The sequence below is a fragment of the Sulfurovum sp. genome, assembly GCF_049668085.1.
Lineage (GTDB): Bacteria > Campylobacterota > Campylobacteria > Campylobacterales > Sulfurovaceae > Sulfurovum.
This window is the reverse complement of sequence record NZ_JBATIY010000059.1, coordinates 1-13,785: the sequence shown is the minus strand read 5'-3', so window position 1 is coordinate 13,785 and position 13,785 is coordinate 1. Positions and strand designations below refer to the sequence as shown.

The following is a 13,785-nucleotide window of genomic DNA, read 5'->3' as shown; positions in this document are numbered from 1 at the left end:
AGCATATCCTGTCCCTGAAATGCAATAGCAAGTTCACGAAGTTCCGGAAGACGTGTTAAAATGATCTCCGGATCCAAGTGTGTAAGGTCAATATTGACTGACTGACCATCTTTACCTACACCTCTTCCTTGACGTACTTCCTCCATGATCGCTCTAGATACAACATCACGAGAAGCAAGCTCCATAGCATTTGGAGCATACTTTGTCATAAATCTTTCACCTTCAGAGTTAAAAAGACGACCACCTTCACCACGTGCAGCTTCAGAGATAAGTACACCTGAACCACCAAGTCCACTTGGGTGGAACTGTACAAATTCCATATCTTCAAGAGGAAGGCCATGACGTGCAACGATAGAGAGTGAATCTCCAGTATTTGCATGTGCATTTGAATTAAATCTATAGGCTCTACCATGTCCACCCGTAGCGAACATCGTTACTTTAGCATTGAAGATCGCCGGTTCAGAGTTACGAATATCATATGCTGCAACACCAGATACTTTTCCATCTTCATAGAGCAGGTCAGCTGCATACCACTCATCGAATACTTCGATACCAGCTCTAAATGCTTGCTCATAGATCGCTTGAAGTACAGCTAGACCTGTTCTATCTTTTGCGTAACATGCTCTAGGCTTGGATTGACCACCAAAAGGACGGATCGCGATGTTTCCTTCTTCATTTCTTGAAAAAGTAGCACCCATTCTTTCTGCCCAACGGATAGTTTCAGGGGCTTTAGTACACATAAGCTCAACACAGTCTTGGTCAGCCAAATAATCAGAACCTTTCACTGTATCAAATTCATGAAGTTCTGTAGAATCTTCTTCACTAAGTGCTGCATTGATCCCACCTTGCGCTGCACCAGAGTGTGAACGGAGCGGATGAAGTTTTGTGATGATCGCTGTCTTTTTACCTGCTTCTGTTAACTCTTTGGCTGCTGCTAGACCAGCGAGTCCAGAACCAACGATGACTGCGTCATATTCGTAGATTTTAATATCTGGGTTTATGCTCATAGTATCTATATCCTTATTTGTTACAATTTGCTTTTATCATATCTTTTTAAGGATTAATTTCAGTTATAAGTTGGGGTTTAAAGAATGAAAGATGAAGAGATGTATAGTTTAGTAGCGTAGGATACGCGTATATTTAAAGCGGGGAATATGACCCCACTATTTAAGCTTCTATCGAAGCCGCTTGAGCTGTGAAGTCTTTCACAGAAATAAGTTCTAGACCGAGGATCTCTCGTCCCATCACTTTTTGTATCTGAGAGAAGTTTTCTTGGAACATATCCAGTACAGCTTCATCTTCAACCAGAAGTACCTCTGCACCAGCATCAAAAGCATCTAAAATGGTCGTACCAGCTTTCTTTAGGGCCAATGTCTTGTTATCTTCAAGTACGCTCAATCCAGAGAGCTTAGATGATCTTGCGAAACTGATTTCACTAGCACCGATATCTTTGATCATTTGGCTTATCACATTTTTGTTATCTGTAGCCGATCCAGTATAATATGCGATATGTTTTGTTTCAAGACCATCAACAGTGACAGCTTTTTTAGGAGCAGAGGCTTGTTCTGTTTCATCAGTTTTTTTAGAAAAGCGACTTGCTAGTTTTTCCATAAATGATGGTCCCTCTTGCGGTTTAACCATTCCTTTTAGTTCATCTATAGCTGCCGTATGATCTTGCGCTTTAAAAAGATTGTTCTCATACTCACAATCAAGCAGCCCTGAATGTACAGAAGTGATCGCATGAAGTATCTCATCTTTATGTTCTGAACCTGCAGTGATCATTTTGTGTGCTAAAACAAGAATGGCATCACCGATGTATGCACGATCATAATTTTCTGTTTCTGATGCATAGTGCAGGGCATACAATGTTTTGTAATGTTTCAGATCTGCTTCTGAAGCGTAAGGTGCTAAAAGTTCAAAGCTTTGCATGAAGTCACTATCATTGATCTTTAACCCATCATTTGAACGATAGCTGTTGACCGGGTCTATCTGTAAAGAGGTTCCAAAGCTCTCTACCAATGAAAAGACTGGTTGTTTAGCCTCTACAACCAAACCATTGATCTTCATAATAAGTTTCTGTTTAGGGAAACTGAAATTCTCATTTTCTTCTTGTATCTTTGCAAGCAGATCTTTCGCTGTTGCATCAGCGTCTATATTGATACTAAAGTTTTTGTAGTACGGCAGATAGTCTGTTTTAGCATTAAAAAAGAATGCTCTGATTTCAAGTTTATGTGACATAGAAATCTCCTTCATAAATATTCATTAAGTATATCTTATAGTACTGTGAATGAAACGATTTGATTCCTACTAAAGTAAAAACACTATAACTATGTTACAATTTTACCAATTGTACGATTTAAATTCCATTTAGGATAGATGATATTGCCTACTCAAGATAAAGAACACTACCTCATTAACAGACTTACTTCGAAACATATTGGTGATGATGCTGCCGTAATTGGCGACACACTTTACAGCATGGATGCTTTCTTTGAAGATGTACACTATAAACGTGAATGGATGAGCATCGCACAGGTAGGGCGAAAAGCAATGCTTATTAACCTCTCAGATGCCATTGCCATGAATGCGCAGCCAGAGTATGCACTTGTAACTGTCTCTATTCCTCCTGAGATGACAGAGTCCGAAATTGACGAGCTTACACAGATTTTGGAAGATACAGCCAAAGAGTATGGGTGTGAGATTATCGGTGGAGATACGATAGGAGGTGACAAGTTGCACCTTTCTATTACGATCATTTCTAAAAGTGATGCTCCTCTTTTACGTACTGGCTTACAGAAGGGTGACCTGTTAGCGTATACAGGCACATTAGGTCAAAGTAAAAAAGATCTTGATGCACTTTTCAGAGGTGAAGAGATCGCACATAATTCACGATTTCTTGAACCTACTTTAAGAGCAGATTTCATCTCTAAAGCAAGACCGTTATTGCGTACAGGCATGGACATTTCAGATGGGCTTTTTTGTGATACAAACAAGCTCTTAGATATTAATAAATATGGATTCGATACATTTGAGGGTATTAGCGATGAGATAGGACACAGCGGGGAAGAGTATGAAATGCTGGTTAGCTTTGCTCCTGAACATTATAGTGATATTATGGAGATTGCAGAAGCGACAAATACACCTTTAACTGTGTATGCAAAAGTGACCAATAACAGTGATAGATACCCCTGTAAAAGCCATCATTTTAAATCATAAAAGAAAGTACTAGTTTCCCTGCCATTGAGACTTCATTCTTCGCCTGAATGATTCATGTACTTCTTCTAACAGTTCCTTTGCTTCATCATCATAAACAAAGACCCCTTTATACTCTTTTTCGACTGATCTGATATACGCTTGAAGTGCTTCTCTCTCACTGTTTGTTTCAGGAGGGGTAAAAAGGTACTTCATTCCGCTCTCTTCATCATAGTTTCTTCTTGCAGTCTCGATATACACTTTACTTGATTTAAGTACAACTGTATGGTTCGGAAGCATTTCGTAACGCTGTATCCTAGCACCATAGGGACTATCATACGCTTTTCCTTTTCTGTCCCAAAAACTGTAAAGCGTGATATGGGTACCATTGATCTCATAACTTCCAGTCTGCATACTTTTATCTGCACATGTGCCTGTAGCGTCTTTTAATATCAAGCTGAAGATAAAAGTAAGATTATTATTACGCTCTTCTCGGTAGAGGCGTAATACTTCACCTTTTGAGTCATAGATATCATAGCTTTCAGTCGTAAGTGAAAAATCTTGATTTCCAATGCTAATGTGTTGTAATTTGGCAGCAAAAATTGATTGTGTGAACAGTAAAAGAAAAAAAAGAGTGTTTTTCATCTTATGAATCTTTTGGCACTGTTCTAGTTGCCATTTCTGCTGGGTATTCACGATCTAAAGCAATCTTTTGGGCTCTTTTACTAAGTGAAACATCATCCAACTCTAAGGGCTGTGCAAAAGTACGTTGACCTAATACGGTAGTATTTAGGTAACCTAGCTTTACAAACTGCGCTACTATTGCATCTATCATATCTAAGACCGAAGAGACTTTGACGATTTCACATCTAGCATAATATTCACGTGGGAAAGAGACTTCCGCTACACGTAAAGTTGGGTCATCTCCAGGAATTTGCTGTGCACCGAAAAGTGGTTTACTTCCTACTGTAGCATTGTTGAAAGATGGTATGTATTGAGAGAGATGTTCAATAGCAGCTTTTGTACGTATTTCAGTCTCCTCTTGTGTCCATGATTTTTCTATTTTATCCATGAAGTCTTGACCGAGTCTGGGTTGGCAACTTACAAGAGAATTTGCAACCAAACCATCTTCATAAAGTGTGATATCTTTGGTCATGCCATGCAGTTGAAAATATCCTCCAGGGTAGGGGGTAAACTGTCCCATTCCTTGAGGAGTACCACGCTCTCCGTGAAAGACAATTTCAGGAAATTTTGTATCATTACATCCATCCCAGTGACTTACATAGGCGGCTTTAAACTCTACCATAGATTTACAAGGTGCGCCTAAAAGATCATCTATTTTCCCTGTTCTGAATCCTGCGGCATTAATAAGATAGTCAAAAGATTCTGTATGACTGACATCTCCCTTGACATAACTGATATTCCAGCCTTCTGTTTCAACGTTTTGCTGCACATTATAGACAATGCTATTTGTATGCAGTGTAACAGAGTCCAACGCGTCAAGTGACATTTCAGCACCAGCAGCAAGCCGAAAGAGGTTTAGTCCATACTCTTGAACCATAATAAGAGGGAATTGTACTTTATCCAAGTCGATGTTTTGTGCTACTGGCATCATCCACTCATCAGAAGTTTTAGGTGTTATAGCCAATTCTTTTTCTCTTAGACGTTTTATATCTTCTTTTGTATAGATCTGGTAATAGTTTTCTGCTTTACCGAGTACTTCATTCTCAGGGTCTTTATCGATATACGCTTTATATTCGTCTGTCAGTAACTCAAGGCGTGGAAGTAGTGCCTCAGGCGTTGAACTGTCAGTAATAGGCAACACTATTACGGTAGGCCTATAGTCCACTACAAAAGGATAGAAGCGTAAAAAATCTATCGATTGTTTAAGTAAAGTAACACACTGTGCATCAGAGATCTCACGATAGAGGTTCCCTCCTGCATGTAAATGACACCACGGAGGACCACTTACTAAACTTGCATCTTTTTCAAAGAGAGTTACATTTAGACCAAGCTGACCAAAATAAAGTGCTGCACTTGATCCTGCAACACCTCCGCCTATAATGGCAATTTTTGCTTTATTATCATTTATTGTACTCATAGTAATTCAAGTAACTCCGAAAAATCATCTATTATAACTGTGGGGTTATGTACCCCAATGTCTTCTCCATAATTGTACCCATAGGTTACACCAACACTTTGCATACCACAGGCATTGGCTGCCAAGATATCATTTTTAGAGTCACCTACCATTACACACTTTTTCACTGAAACACCCAGTTTTTCGCCTACATGTAACAATGGAGCAGGATCAGGCTTTTTTAAAGGTAAAGAGTCACCACCTAAAATAAGTTCAAATAATCCATTCATACCCAAACCTTCTAAAATAGGTTCTACAAAAGCAAAAGGTTTATTAGTCACAATAGATAATCTGTACCCTTTCTTTTTAAGTGTATTGAGTGTTGTCTTAACATGTGGATAAGGTATTGTTTCATTACAAAGGTTTTTTGCATAATACTTTAAAAAGATATCCAAGGCATTTTGAACCATTGCATCATCCAAAGAGTCATCAACCGTTCTTTTGCCTGAAAGTGCTCGCTGTACAAGCATTAATGCACCATTACCCACCCATCCGTCAATGATATCTTCAGGAAACATATCACGATCCAATGTTACTAACATGTGATTAACTGCCAATGCCAAATCTGGTGCGCTGTTGATGAGAGTCCCATCAAGATCAAAAAGTATCACTTCTTTATCAGAGAATTTCAAATCCAAACCTTATTTATAATATAATTCAATAATTAATATAATTTTCGTATACAATACCAAATTTTTATTTATAATACAGCTAAAAGTATATAGTTTGTTGATGAAATATGTTGGTTTGTCCAAATTAAAGATAATTTAACTCTCTGGTTGATTCATTGGACGATTATACATTTTTAGCTAAAATACTGTAATTATTTAGTGTAAGAAAGAACCCTCATGAACCTAATCTACCCTCTAAACGTCAAAAATGAATTTGTCTTCAACTCATCTCCACGTGATTTTACTGTTGAAGAGATACCGCTGTATGAGTTTACAGGTGAGGGCGAACACCTTGTGCTTCAAGTACGTAAAAAAGATCTGACTACCTGGGAAATGCTTGATATTATTTCTAACCATGTGGGCATACGTCGACGTGATATGGGTTACGCTGGTCTTAAAGATAAAAATGCCATGACCATACAGTACATTTCTGTAATGGCGATTCATGAAGAGAAGTTAAAAGCATTTACGCATGATAAGATCAAGATCCTTTCTACGATACGTCACAACAACAAAATACGGGTAGGGCATCTCAAAGGCAATCGTTTTAAAATCCGTTTGAAAAAGGTCTTGGGTGTACAAAAAGATAAACTGGATTCAGTGCTTAAATGGATCAAAGCCAATGGTGTGCCAAACTATTTTGGAAATCAGCGCTTTGGAACAAATGGTAACAATTGGGAAGATGGCAAAAAACTCATAGAGGGTACACTCAAGATACGTGACAGGAAAACCAAAGAGTTTCTTATGGGTTCATACCAAAGTTACCTTTTCAACGGATGGCTATCTAAACGTATGGAACTCAATCACTTACTAGAAAAGTTCACCGAAGCTGAGACAGAACAGTTATTAAAACTGCCTGTTGGCTCACTTAAAGGCACTAAATCACAGCCAAACTTCTTTAAACTGGTAGAGGGAGATGTGATGATGCATTATCCATATGGCCGTTTATTTAATGTTGAAAATTTGGAAGAAGAGGCTAAACGCTTTGAAACTAAGGACATTGCACCAGCAGGATTACTCCCAGGAAAGAAAACAAAGAAAGCAGAAAGTACAGCAGGCCTTATAGAAGCACCTTTTGCAGAGGAGATAAACTTAAATGGCGCTAGACGTTATGCCTGGATACAGGTCACTGAAATTAATAAAAACTATGTAGAAGAGAAAGCCCATTATGAACTTAGCTTCACATTACCCAAAGGCTGTTATGCAACAAATGTATTGGATGTATTAAGAGGAAATGGATAAGCCTAACTAAGATAGTATGCAATAAATGAAATAGTATGAGAAATTATCTTAGATATGACAAGGGGGAAGTTGCATTCAATGGTAGTTAAAGCAACGTTTTTTTCTAAAAGGAGGAAGAATAAAAATAGTGCCATACCTAAGATATGTTCAGATTGTATCTAAATAAGATAAAAATACTCTTAATTATAAAGTTATAACAATAATTTGTTCAAATTATTTTTTAAACTCTAACAAACCAGCCAGTTTTCCATCTTAAAAATATCCTCTGTTGAGGGCATTCCTTTCCATCCGTTTGATTCTAAATACATCATTTTATTGCCAAAATATCCTACGATGTATTTTTCTTTGTAGATAGGAAATGTCCCGGAGTGAAACATAGCAAAAATATCTTCGTAATTTTTAGCTTTTTCATAATAGGAGAAATCGAAACTATGCAGCGCTATCATCGCAGTCTGCAACATCTCATTTTTATGCATAGAACTACTGAGTATATAGTAAGAGGGGTAGGGTACAGCTGGGTCCTCTAGTAGATCACAGATATAAAATCTTTCTTTCTTTTTATTATACATAAAGGTATTGTAGAATAAGTAATTAAGAATTGATAGAAATATGTCAAATTGACATATTTCTATGAACAATGAGAAAATCAATAAAAACTATAATTAACACTCACTTAATACATCTTTACTATAATTGACGAAAAAATTAAAGAGTTTAATGATACATTGTAAATACAATTGGAATACATAGATGTTCTGTGAGAATGAAATAAAGCAATCGTTAGAAAAATTAGAGCTTGGTATTCCTGTTTTTTCTTCAAATACTATTGACAAATATATAGAATGCGCAAAGAAACAAAATTTTGTTGCGAAATATTTCCCTGTGGTAGATAGTGGATTTATAGTCTATAAAAATATAACCATTTTTCTAATTTCAAAAGATGAGGGCACCATATTGTCTACTAACCCTAATTACGATATCACTCTTATTAGAATATAGAATTTAGAGTTACCAGGATCCTCCACCACCTCCACCTCCACCTCCGCCAGAGAAACCACCTCCACCAGAAAAACCGCCACCACCACTTGACTTTGATGGTGGTGTAGATGCACTATCAACAGATGAACTAAAACCATCTAAGTGATTTAAATTTCCATGGTACCAAAGTGGCTTTTGTACACTTAAGATTGCAAAGAAGGAAAGCCAGTGTTTAGTCTCATCAAAGAGAACAGCATAGGGGAGTAACTTTTCAAGATAAAGAGGATCTTCATCCAAACGTCTTTTGATCTCATCTTGTTTCACACGAAGAATAAACTCTTGGAGTCCAAGAAGATGTTTACGTGTATATGCACCTTTCTGGGTAAACCTTCCAATTTTTTTGTAAGTATAGAATAAAGCTATTCCAAGTATAAGTAATACACCGAAAGGACCAAAAAGAAGTGTTTTAAAATCCATACTTTTATCTATCAATCCGATCAGTGGTGTAAATCCACTTAACACAAAGATCCCACCAAATATTTTATTTGCCAATCCCCTGTTTGAAAGTGCAACGGTCATTCCAACCGTACCAAATACAATAGGAATTATCAACATGAAAATAACTTCTACACCAAACTTTATATAAAAACTATAGAGTGTTAAAGCAACAACAGGAAGTAAATATAAAATACTTTTCATCAAAAAGTTTTTACGTATCCTTTGAGGGTTTTCCAACATGTAACCATCTGAGACCACCCATTTATATAAATTGTCATTGATCTGTTTAAACCCTTCCTGTAAAGCTTTTGCCTTGGACTCAGTGCCCTTTGTAAATGTAAATGTATTACTTGAACCTTTAAAAAGGATGTGATCAAGAAGATATTTTTGATCCATACCAAGTCCCTGCGGATTTTTTACAGTTGCTTTTAAAATTGGTTCAGAAGATTTACTTGCTTGATGTATATCTATATATCCAAGTTCAGCCAGTTCAAGTACTGCAGCAGAGAAATCCTTATTATCTGCAAATTTATCTAAGACCAACCCAGATTCTAAAACACTAATATCTTTTGGAGGATAGTATCGTACCGCAATAGAACGTTCATCGATAAAACCTGTATTTTTTTCATACATTTTTCTAAAATAGAGTAAAAATCCTATCAATGCAGCCCAATGAAAATTTTCTAAGACCCAGTCAATAATTGTCGACTGTACATTATCAAGTCCATTTTGATCTAAAATATCAGGGGGAAATGCCATTTCAACAGTAGCACCTTCATAAGCATTCAATCTGTCTACTTTAACCTGTAGTTTTCTTGGATCTATCCAGATACTGTTTGCCCGAGAACTTTTACTACCATAAGCACCGGTAAAAGTAGATAGTGCCATATCATGCTGACTTAGGGAATAGGGTAAGAAAAAGTTTGCTTCTACATTGCTAATGGGAATCGTCCACCCTGTACCAACAATATTCCAGCGTATCGCATCATTATCCTCATTCTGCGCAGCTGGCAGCACACCCTTTTTCACACGATAAGCTACCTTATAGAGGTGTTTTCCAGTCACATATGTGTTGGCCGAACCGATTTGCAAACGTATTACATTACCTGCTTGCATTGAACCCATAGTTGATTGTTGCCACTCAACAATACCATCATCAAGTTGTACTGAAAACTCGTAGAGTCCTAAGTCAATAATACGACCATCTCGTTTGATAGTAAAAGGAATATCACGGAATATACCATGTTTACTTATCTGCTCGAAGTCATATGCTATAGACTCTACTATGGAGAGTTCACCACTCTGCTCAACTGTCACATCTATTTTATAATTAGTGATTTTTTCAGCATAAAGAGTTGTACCTGTTCCACAAAAGAACAGGAGGGAGATTAGAAGTTTTTTTAACATCTTAGAGGTCTATTTTAGGCATCTTTTTAACAGCAGTGGCTTCACTTTCATCAAGTTCAAAATAATCACGAGGCGTAAAGTTATACTTTTGTGCGATAAATAGATCTGGAAAAGACTCGGTTTTAGCGTTATAATCTCTTACAATCGCGTTATAGTAGCGTCTTGCATTCTGAATAGCATCTTCTAGATTAGAGAGTTGGTTTTGAAGATCTAGAAAATTCGTGTTGGCTTTAAGATCTGGATACGCTTCCGCCAAAGCGAACAATTTACCTAATGCACCGCTTAGCATATTGGCAGCAGCCGCTTTTTCATCGACAGTTCCGGCACTCAGTCCTTGCTGCCGTGCCTGTATAACCTTTTCAAGTGTCTCTGCTTCATATTCTTTATATCCTCTTACTGTATCTACAAGTGCCGGTATAAGGTCATAACGCCGTTTAAGCTGTACATCGATGTCTGACCATGAGGCATCTATACCTGCTCTCAATGATACAAATTTATTGTAAATAACAATTAGGTAAGCAACAACTGCAGCAATAATGATCAATACTATATTTCCAAAACTCATTCTTTTTCCTTTTAAATCTAGTACATCAATTATATCAAAATAATTTTATTCATCATAAAGTTCTTCTTTGTCATGTTTGAGTACATAGATAAACGTATCAACGTCAAGTTCATCATACCGTTCTACCGTTACTTCTGTACGGAGAAACTCTGCACCTTCAAATGCATCAAGATACTCCCAGTTATCCTCAAGATTATGGGAATAGAATAAAAACCCATGTACTGTATCTTTATCAGAGTCCAACTTTATACCAGGGTAGCCCATAGATGCAGACCATCCAGCTGCAATGAGTTCACCAGTTACTGTTGCAGGAACGAACTTACCTACTATCTTCTCTAAAACATGTCCATTTGGACAGTTTGGCATCAATGTACCATAAACAAAAAGTGTATCCATTGCGTATCCTCTATAAATTATGAAAGCATTATAATACGCTATAAAGTAAAACTGACTAAAATAACACAAATATAAAGGAAATCTATGGCGTATGATCTTAAAGACAAACTTGTAATTGCTATTTCATCCCGAGCATTGTTTAACCTCGAAGAAGAAAATGCCATATTTGATGAAGAGGGTCTGGAAAGCTATTATAAACACCAACTTGAGAATCTTGATAATCCTTTAGCAAAAGGCTCCGGTTTTAGATTTGTTCAAAACTTGCTTTCTATCAATACAAAGTTTGATAATAAGCTTATAGAGGTGATCATTCTCTCACGTAATAATGCTGCAACGGGATTACGTATAGGCAGATCCATAGAGCATTATGATCTAGAAATAGAACGCACAGGATGGACAGCGGGGACACCTGTAAGCAGATACCTTGAAGCCTTTAAAGTAGACCTATTCCTTTCTGCACATGCACCCGATGTTGAAGATGCTGTAAACTCTGGTGTTGCCGCTGCAACCATACTTCCTCATACTCCTATCACTACAGAAGAGAGTGATATGGTAAAGATCGCCTTTGATGGTGATGCCGTGATATTTGGCGATGAGAGCGAAAGAGTCTACCAGGAGGAAGGTTTGGAAGCTTTCATCGCCCATGAACGTGAAAATGCGAAGAACCCTCTCAGTCAAGGACCATTTTTTAAATTCCTTAAAACCATTTCAGAGATACAGGACAAATTCCCTATGGAAGGTTCACCCATTCGTACAGCGCTTGTAACAGCCAGAAATTTCTCGACACATGAAAGAGTATTGGGAACATTAGAGGGGTGGGGTGTACGTGTGGATGAAGCTTTCTTCCAGGGTGGCGTACAAAAATATGAAGTGATCAAAGCGTTTGGAGCTGACATATTTTTCGATGATCAAGATACACACCTGGCAGATACATCCAAAGAGACACCTTCTGCAAAAGTACCATATAAACGTTAATAGTATTTAATATTATATTTTCACTCTTATTTATCAGTAGTTTAAATAATTTACTGTTATAATAATTTATAATTTAAATAAAGGTAGATCTTATGTCAAAAGTAGAATATGTAGGACCACGTGTAACAATATCAAATCATGGTGTTACTTACAGATATTCAAAAGAAGATAAATATATTTATCTCATGGTAGCTTTGGAGATCCTCAAAGATATAGACAATGATTATGAAAAAAAGCCATCCTATATACATAACTTTGAAAATAGCTCACTCGACGACAAATACCTACATCGTATTTTAAAGCAGTATGAAAATGATATTGAAGAGTGTGTTTCCCTCGAGTGCGAAAAATATAAACAAAAAATAAAACATGAGATAGAGTTTATTCAAAACTTAGTATATTTGCTAGAAATAGACAAAGAAGTATGGATAAGAAATATTGAGATCATGAAAGACTATCGAATTCAAAGAGCCATTAATAAAATATATTATATGCATTGCATTAAAAATATCATAGAAGTAATCAGACATAAAAAAATAAAAGAAATTATCACACCCTTTAATAAAAACTTTTTTCATATATTAAATACACTTAAAGGTTCACTTATTACAGGTAAACCTTCATTAGAGGCAAAGGTCACAGAAGAAATTACAAAAGATAACAATATAGTTCTCAGATTATCTATAAAAAGATAATGGGTTAGTTCCTATTATACAAAGTATATATTACTCACTTTCGTTTCTCATAGAATTCGGCTTTAAATTCATCAAACCTTTCTTCTTCTATAGCCTCTCTCATCTGTGTCATGAGATTAAGATAGTAATAAAGATTATGGATCGTTCCTAATCTAAAATATGTGATCTCTTTTGCCCGGAAAAGATGTCTCATGTAAGAACGAGAATATGTTTGGCATACCATGCAGTCACATTCAGGATCAATAGGCCCTTCATCAGTTGTATATTGTGCCTTTTTGATATTTACTTTTCCAAAACTTGTAAAAAGTGTACCATTTCTTGCATTCCTAGTAGGCATCACGCAGTCAAACATATCTACACCGCGTGCCACATTTTCTACCAGATCTTCCGGTGTTCCCACTCCCATCAGATAACGAGGCTTATCTTCAGGCATGAACTGTGTGGTCCACTCTACAGTGTCATACATATCTTGGTTCGCTTCTCCAACACTGAGTCCGCCAATGGCAAACCCATCATAATCCATACTACATAGCTCTTTAGCTGACTTCTCACGGAAAGCTTTGTCTGTGCCGCCTTGAATGATAGCAAAGATATTTTGATCTACACCAATACCTTTCTTTTGATTCTCTCGGTGATAATCTACCGATTCCTGCGCCCAGCGAGTTGTACGCTCAATACTTGCTTTGATACGCTCTTGTGTAGCGGGTAGGGCAACCAGATCATCAAGTATCATCATGATGTCTGAACCTAGATTGTTTTGTATATCTATAACCTTTTTAGGTGTAAAATAGTGTTTACTTCCATCTATATGGCTTCTAAAAGTGATACCACCTTCATCTATCTTGACATTATCTGAAAGTGAAAAAGCCTGGAATCCGCCGCTATCCGTGAGAAAGCTTTTAGGATATTTGGTAAACCCATGTAATTTCCCCATTGTTTTGATAGTATCGTCCCCGGGACGAAGATATAAATGATAGGTATTGCCCAAAATGATCTCTGGTTTAATGAATGTAGCAAGATCTGTTG

At 36.9% G+C, this 13,785-nt stretch carries 14 protein-coding genes; 4 read left to right on the top strand and 10 right to left on the bottom strand.

What is annotated here, in order from left to right; translation table 11 throughout:
* Window positions 1–1,007 (bottom strand): FAD-binding protein (locus WBM70_RS03800; RefSeq protein ID WP_424557178.1); only part of this gene is annotated, 1,007 nt, incomplete at its 3' end.
* Between the two features lie 160 nt (window positions 1,008–1,167).
* The gene (locus WBM70_RS03795) at window positions 1,168–2,238 is read right to left on the bottom strand and encodes a hypothetical protein (RefSeq protein ID WP_424557177.1); all 1,071 of its coding nucleotides are present in this window, start codon (window positions 2,236–2,238) and stop codon (window positions 1,168–1,170) included.
* Window positions 2,239–2,376: 138 nt separating this feature from the next.
* Here WBM70_RS03795 and WBM70_RS03790 point away from each other — a divergent pair, with 138 nt between their 5' ends.
* Complete coding sequence (locus tag WBM70_RS03790) at window positions 2,377–3,216, top strand: thiamine-phosphate kinase (RefSeq protein WP_424557176.1); 840 nt, start codon at window positions 2,377–2,379, stop codon at window positions 3,214–3,216.
* A 9-nt stretch (window positions 3,217–3,225) separates the two neighbouring features.
* Here the strand turns inward: WBM70_RS03790 and WBM70_RS03785 are convergent, their stop codons facing one another.
* The 3 genes from WBM70_RS03785 to WBM70_RS03775 are packed head-to-tail and all read right to left on the bottom strand — an operon-like array spanning window position 3,226 to window position 5,964.
* Complete coding sequence (locus WBM70_RS03785; RefSeq protein WP_424557175.1) at window positions 3,226–3,837, bottom strand: hypothetical protein; 612 nt, start codon at window positions 3,835–3,837, stop codon at window positions 3,226–3,228.
* A gap of 1 nt (window position 3,838) precedes the next feature.
* Entirely contained in the window at window positions 3,839–5,293 is a 1,455-nt protein-coding gene (locus WBM70_RS03780; RefSeq protein WP_424557174.1) for an FAD-dependent oxidoreductase, read from the bottom strand.
* Complete coding sequence (locus WBM70_RS03775) at window positions 5,290–5,964, bottom strand: phosphoglycolate phosphatase (RefSeq protein ID WP_424557173.1); 675 nt, start codon at window positions 5,962–5,964, stop codon at window positions 5,290–5,292. Before WBM70_RS03775 ends, WBM70_RS03780 begins: the two co-directional genes overlap by 4 nt.
* Window positions 5,965–6,180: 216 nt before the next feature.
* Here WBM70_RS03775 and truD point away from each other — a divergent pair, with 216 nt between their 5' ends.
* The gene (truD, locus tag WBM70_RS03770) at window positions 6,181–7,245 is read left to right on the top strand and encodes a tRNA pseudouridine(13) synthase TruD (RefSeq protein WP_424557172.1); all 1,065 of its coding nucleotides are present in this window, start codon (window positions 6,181–6,183) and stop codon (window positions 7,243–7,245) included.
* A 227-nt stretch (window positions 7,246–7,472) separates the two neighbouring features.
* Here truD and WBM70_RS03765 read toward each other — a convergent pair whose 3' ends face one another.
* The 4 genes from WBM70_RS03765 to WBM70_RS03750 all read right to left on the bottom strand — a co-directional run bounded on the left by WBM70_RS03765 (window position 7,473) and on the right by WBM70_RS03750 (window position 11,089).
* Window positions 7,473–7,814 (bottom strand): hypothetical protein, encoded by a 342-nt coding sequence (locus WBM70_RS03765; RefSeq protein ID WP_424557171.1) that lies wholly within the window; start codon window positions 7,812–7,814, stop codon window positions 7,473–7,475.
* 439 nt (window positions 7,815–8,253) lie between these two features.
* Window positions 8,254–10,128, bottom strand: a complete 1,875-nt coding sequence (locus WBM70_RS03760) for a DUF2207 domain-containing protein (RefSeq protein WP_424557170.1) — start codon at window positions 10,126–10,128, stop codon at window positions 8,254–8,256.
* A gap of 1 nt (window position 10,129) precedes the next feature.
* Window positions 10,130–10,693 carry a LemA family protein gene (locus WBM70_RS03755; RefSeq protein ID WP_424557169.1) on the bottom strand — a complete coding sequence of 188 codons (564 nt, stop codon included), beginning with the start codon at window positions 10,691–10,693 and terminating at the stop codon, window positions 10,130–10,132.
* A gap of 45 nt (window positions 10,694–10,738) precedes the next feature.
* Complete coding sequence (locus tag WBM70_RS03750) at window positions 10,739–11,089, bottom strand: gamma-glutamylcyclotransferase family protein (protein WP_424557168.1); 351 nt, start codon at window positions 11,087–11,089, stop codon at window positions 10,739–10,741.
* Window positions 11,090–11,173: 84 nt separating this feature from the next.
* Between WBM70_RS03750 and WBM70_RS03745 the strand changes: the two genes are divergently transcribed.
* Together WBM70_RS03745 and WBM70_RS03740 are read left to right on the top strand one after the other, a co-directional pair.
* Window positions 11,174–12,064, top strand: coding sequence for a 5'-nucleotidase (locus WBM70_RS03745; protein WP_424557167.1), 891 nt, complete (start codon window positions 11,174–11,176; stop codon window positions 12,062–12,064).
* 92 nt (window positions 12,065–12,156) lie between these two features.
* Complete coding sequence (locus tag WBM70_RS03740) at window positions 12,157–12,759, top strand: hypothetical protein (RefSeq protein ID WP_424557166.1); 603 nt, start codon at window positions 12,157–12,159, stop codon at window positions 12,757–12,759.
* A 34-nt stretch (window positions 12,760–12,793) separates the two neighbouring features.
* On the opposite strand, the gene tgt is transcribed toward WBM70_RS03740, so the two are convergent.
* A partial coding sequence (gene tgt / locus WBM70_RS03735) for a tRNA guanosine(34) transglycosylase Tgt (RefSeq protein WP_424557165.1) occupies window positions 12,794–13,785 on the bottom strand: 992 nt, incomplete at its 5' end.

Bases quoted from the DNA above. Each gene is read 5' to 3' on its own strand.
- WBM70_RS03795 (WP_424557177.1), bottom strand. From the start codon at position 2,238: ATGTCACATAAACTTGAAATCAGAGCATTCTTTTTTAATGCTAAAACA.
- WBM70_RS03755 (WP_424557169.1), bottom strand. From the start codon at position 10,693: ATGAGTTTTGGAAATATAGTATTGATCATTATTGCTGCAGTTGTTGCT.
- WBM70_RS03790 (WP_424557176.1), top strand. From the start codon at position 2,377: ATGATATTGCCTACTCAAGATAAAGAACACTACCTCATTAACAGACTT.
- WBM70_RS03785 (WP_424557175.1), bottom strand. From the start codon at position 3,837: ATGAAAAACACTCTTTTTTTTCTTTTACTGTTCACACAATCAATTTTT.
- WBM70_RS03780 (WP_424557174.1), bottom strand. From the start codon at position 5,293: ATGAGTACAATAAATGATAATAAAGCAAAAATTGCCATTATAGGCGGA.
- truD (WP_424557172.1), top strand. From the start codon at position 6,181: ATGAACCTAATCTACCCTCTAAACGTCAAAAATGAATTTGTCTTCAAC.
- WBM70_RS03765 (WP_424557171.1), bottom strand. From the start codon at position 7,814: ATGTATAATAAAAAGAAAGAAAGATTTTATATCTGTGATCTACTAGAG.
- WBM70_RS03745 (WP_424557167.1), top strand. From the start codon at position 11,174: ATGGCGTATGATCTTAAAGACAAACTTGTAATTGCTATTTCATCCCGA.
- WBM70_RS03750 (WP_424557168.1), bottom strand. From the start codon at position 11,089: ATGGATACACTTTTTGTTTATGGTACATTGATGCCAAACTGTCCAAAT.
- WBM70_RS03740 (WP_424557166.1), top strand. From the start codon at position 12,157: ATGTCAAAAGTAGAATATGTAGGACCACGTGTAACAATATCAAATCAT.
- WBM70_RS03760 (WP_424557170.1), bottom strand. From the start codon at position 10,128: ATGTTAAAAAAACTTCTAATCTCCCTCCTGTTCTTTTGTGGAACAGGT.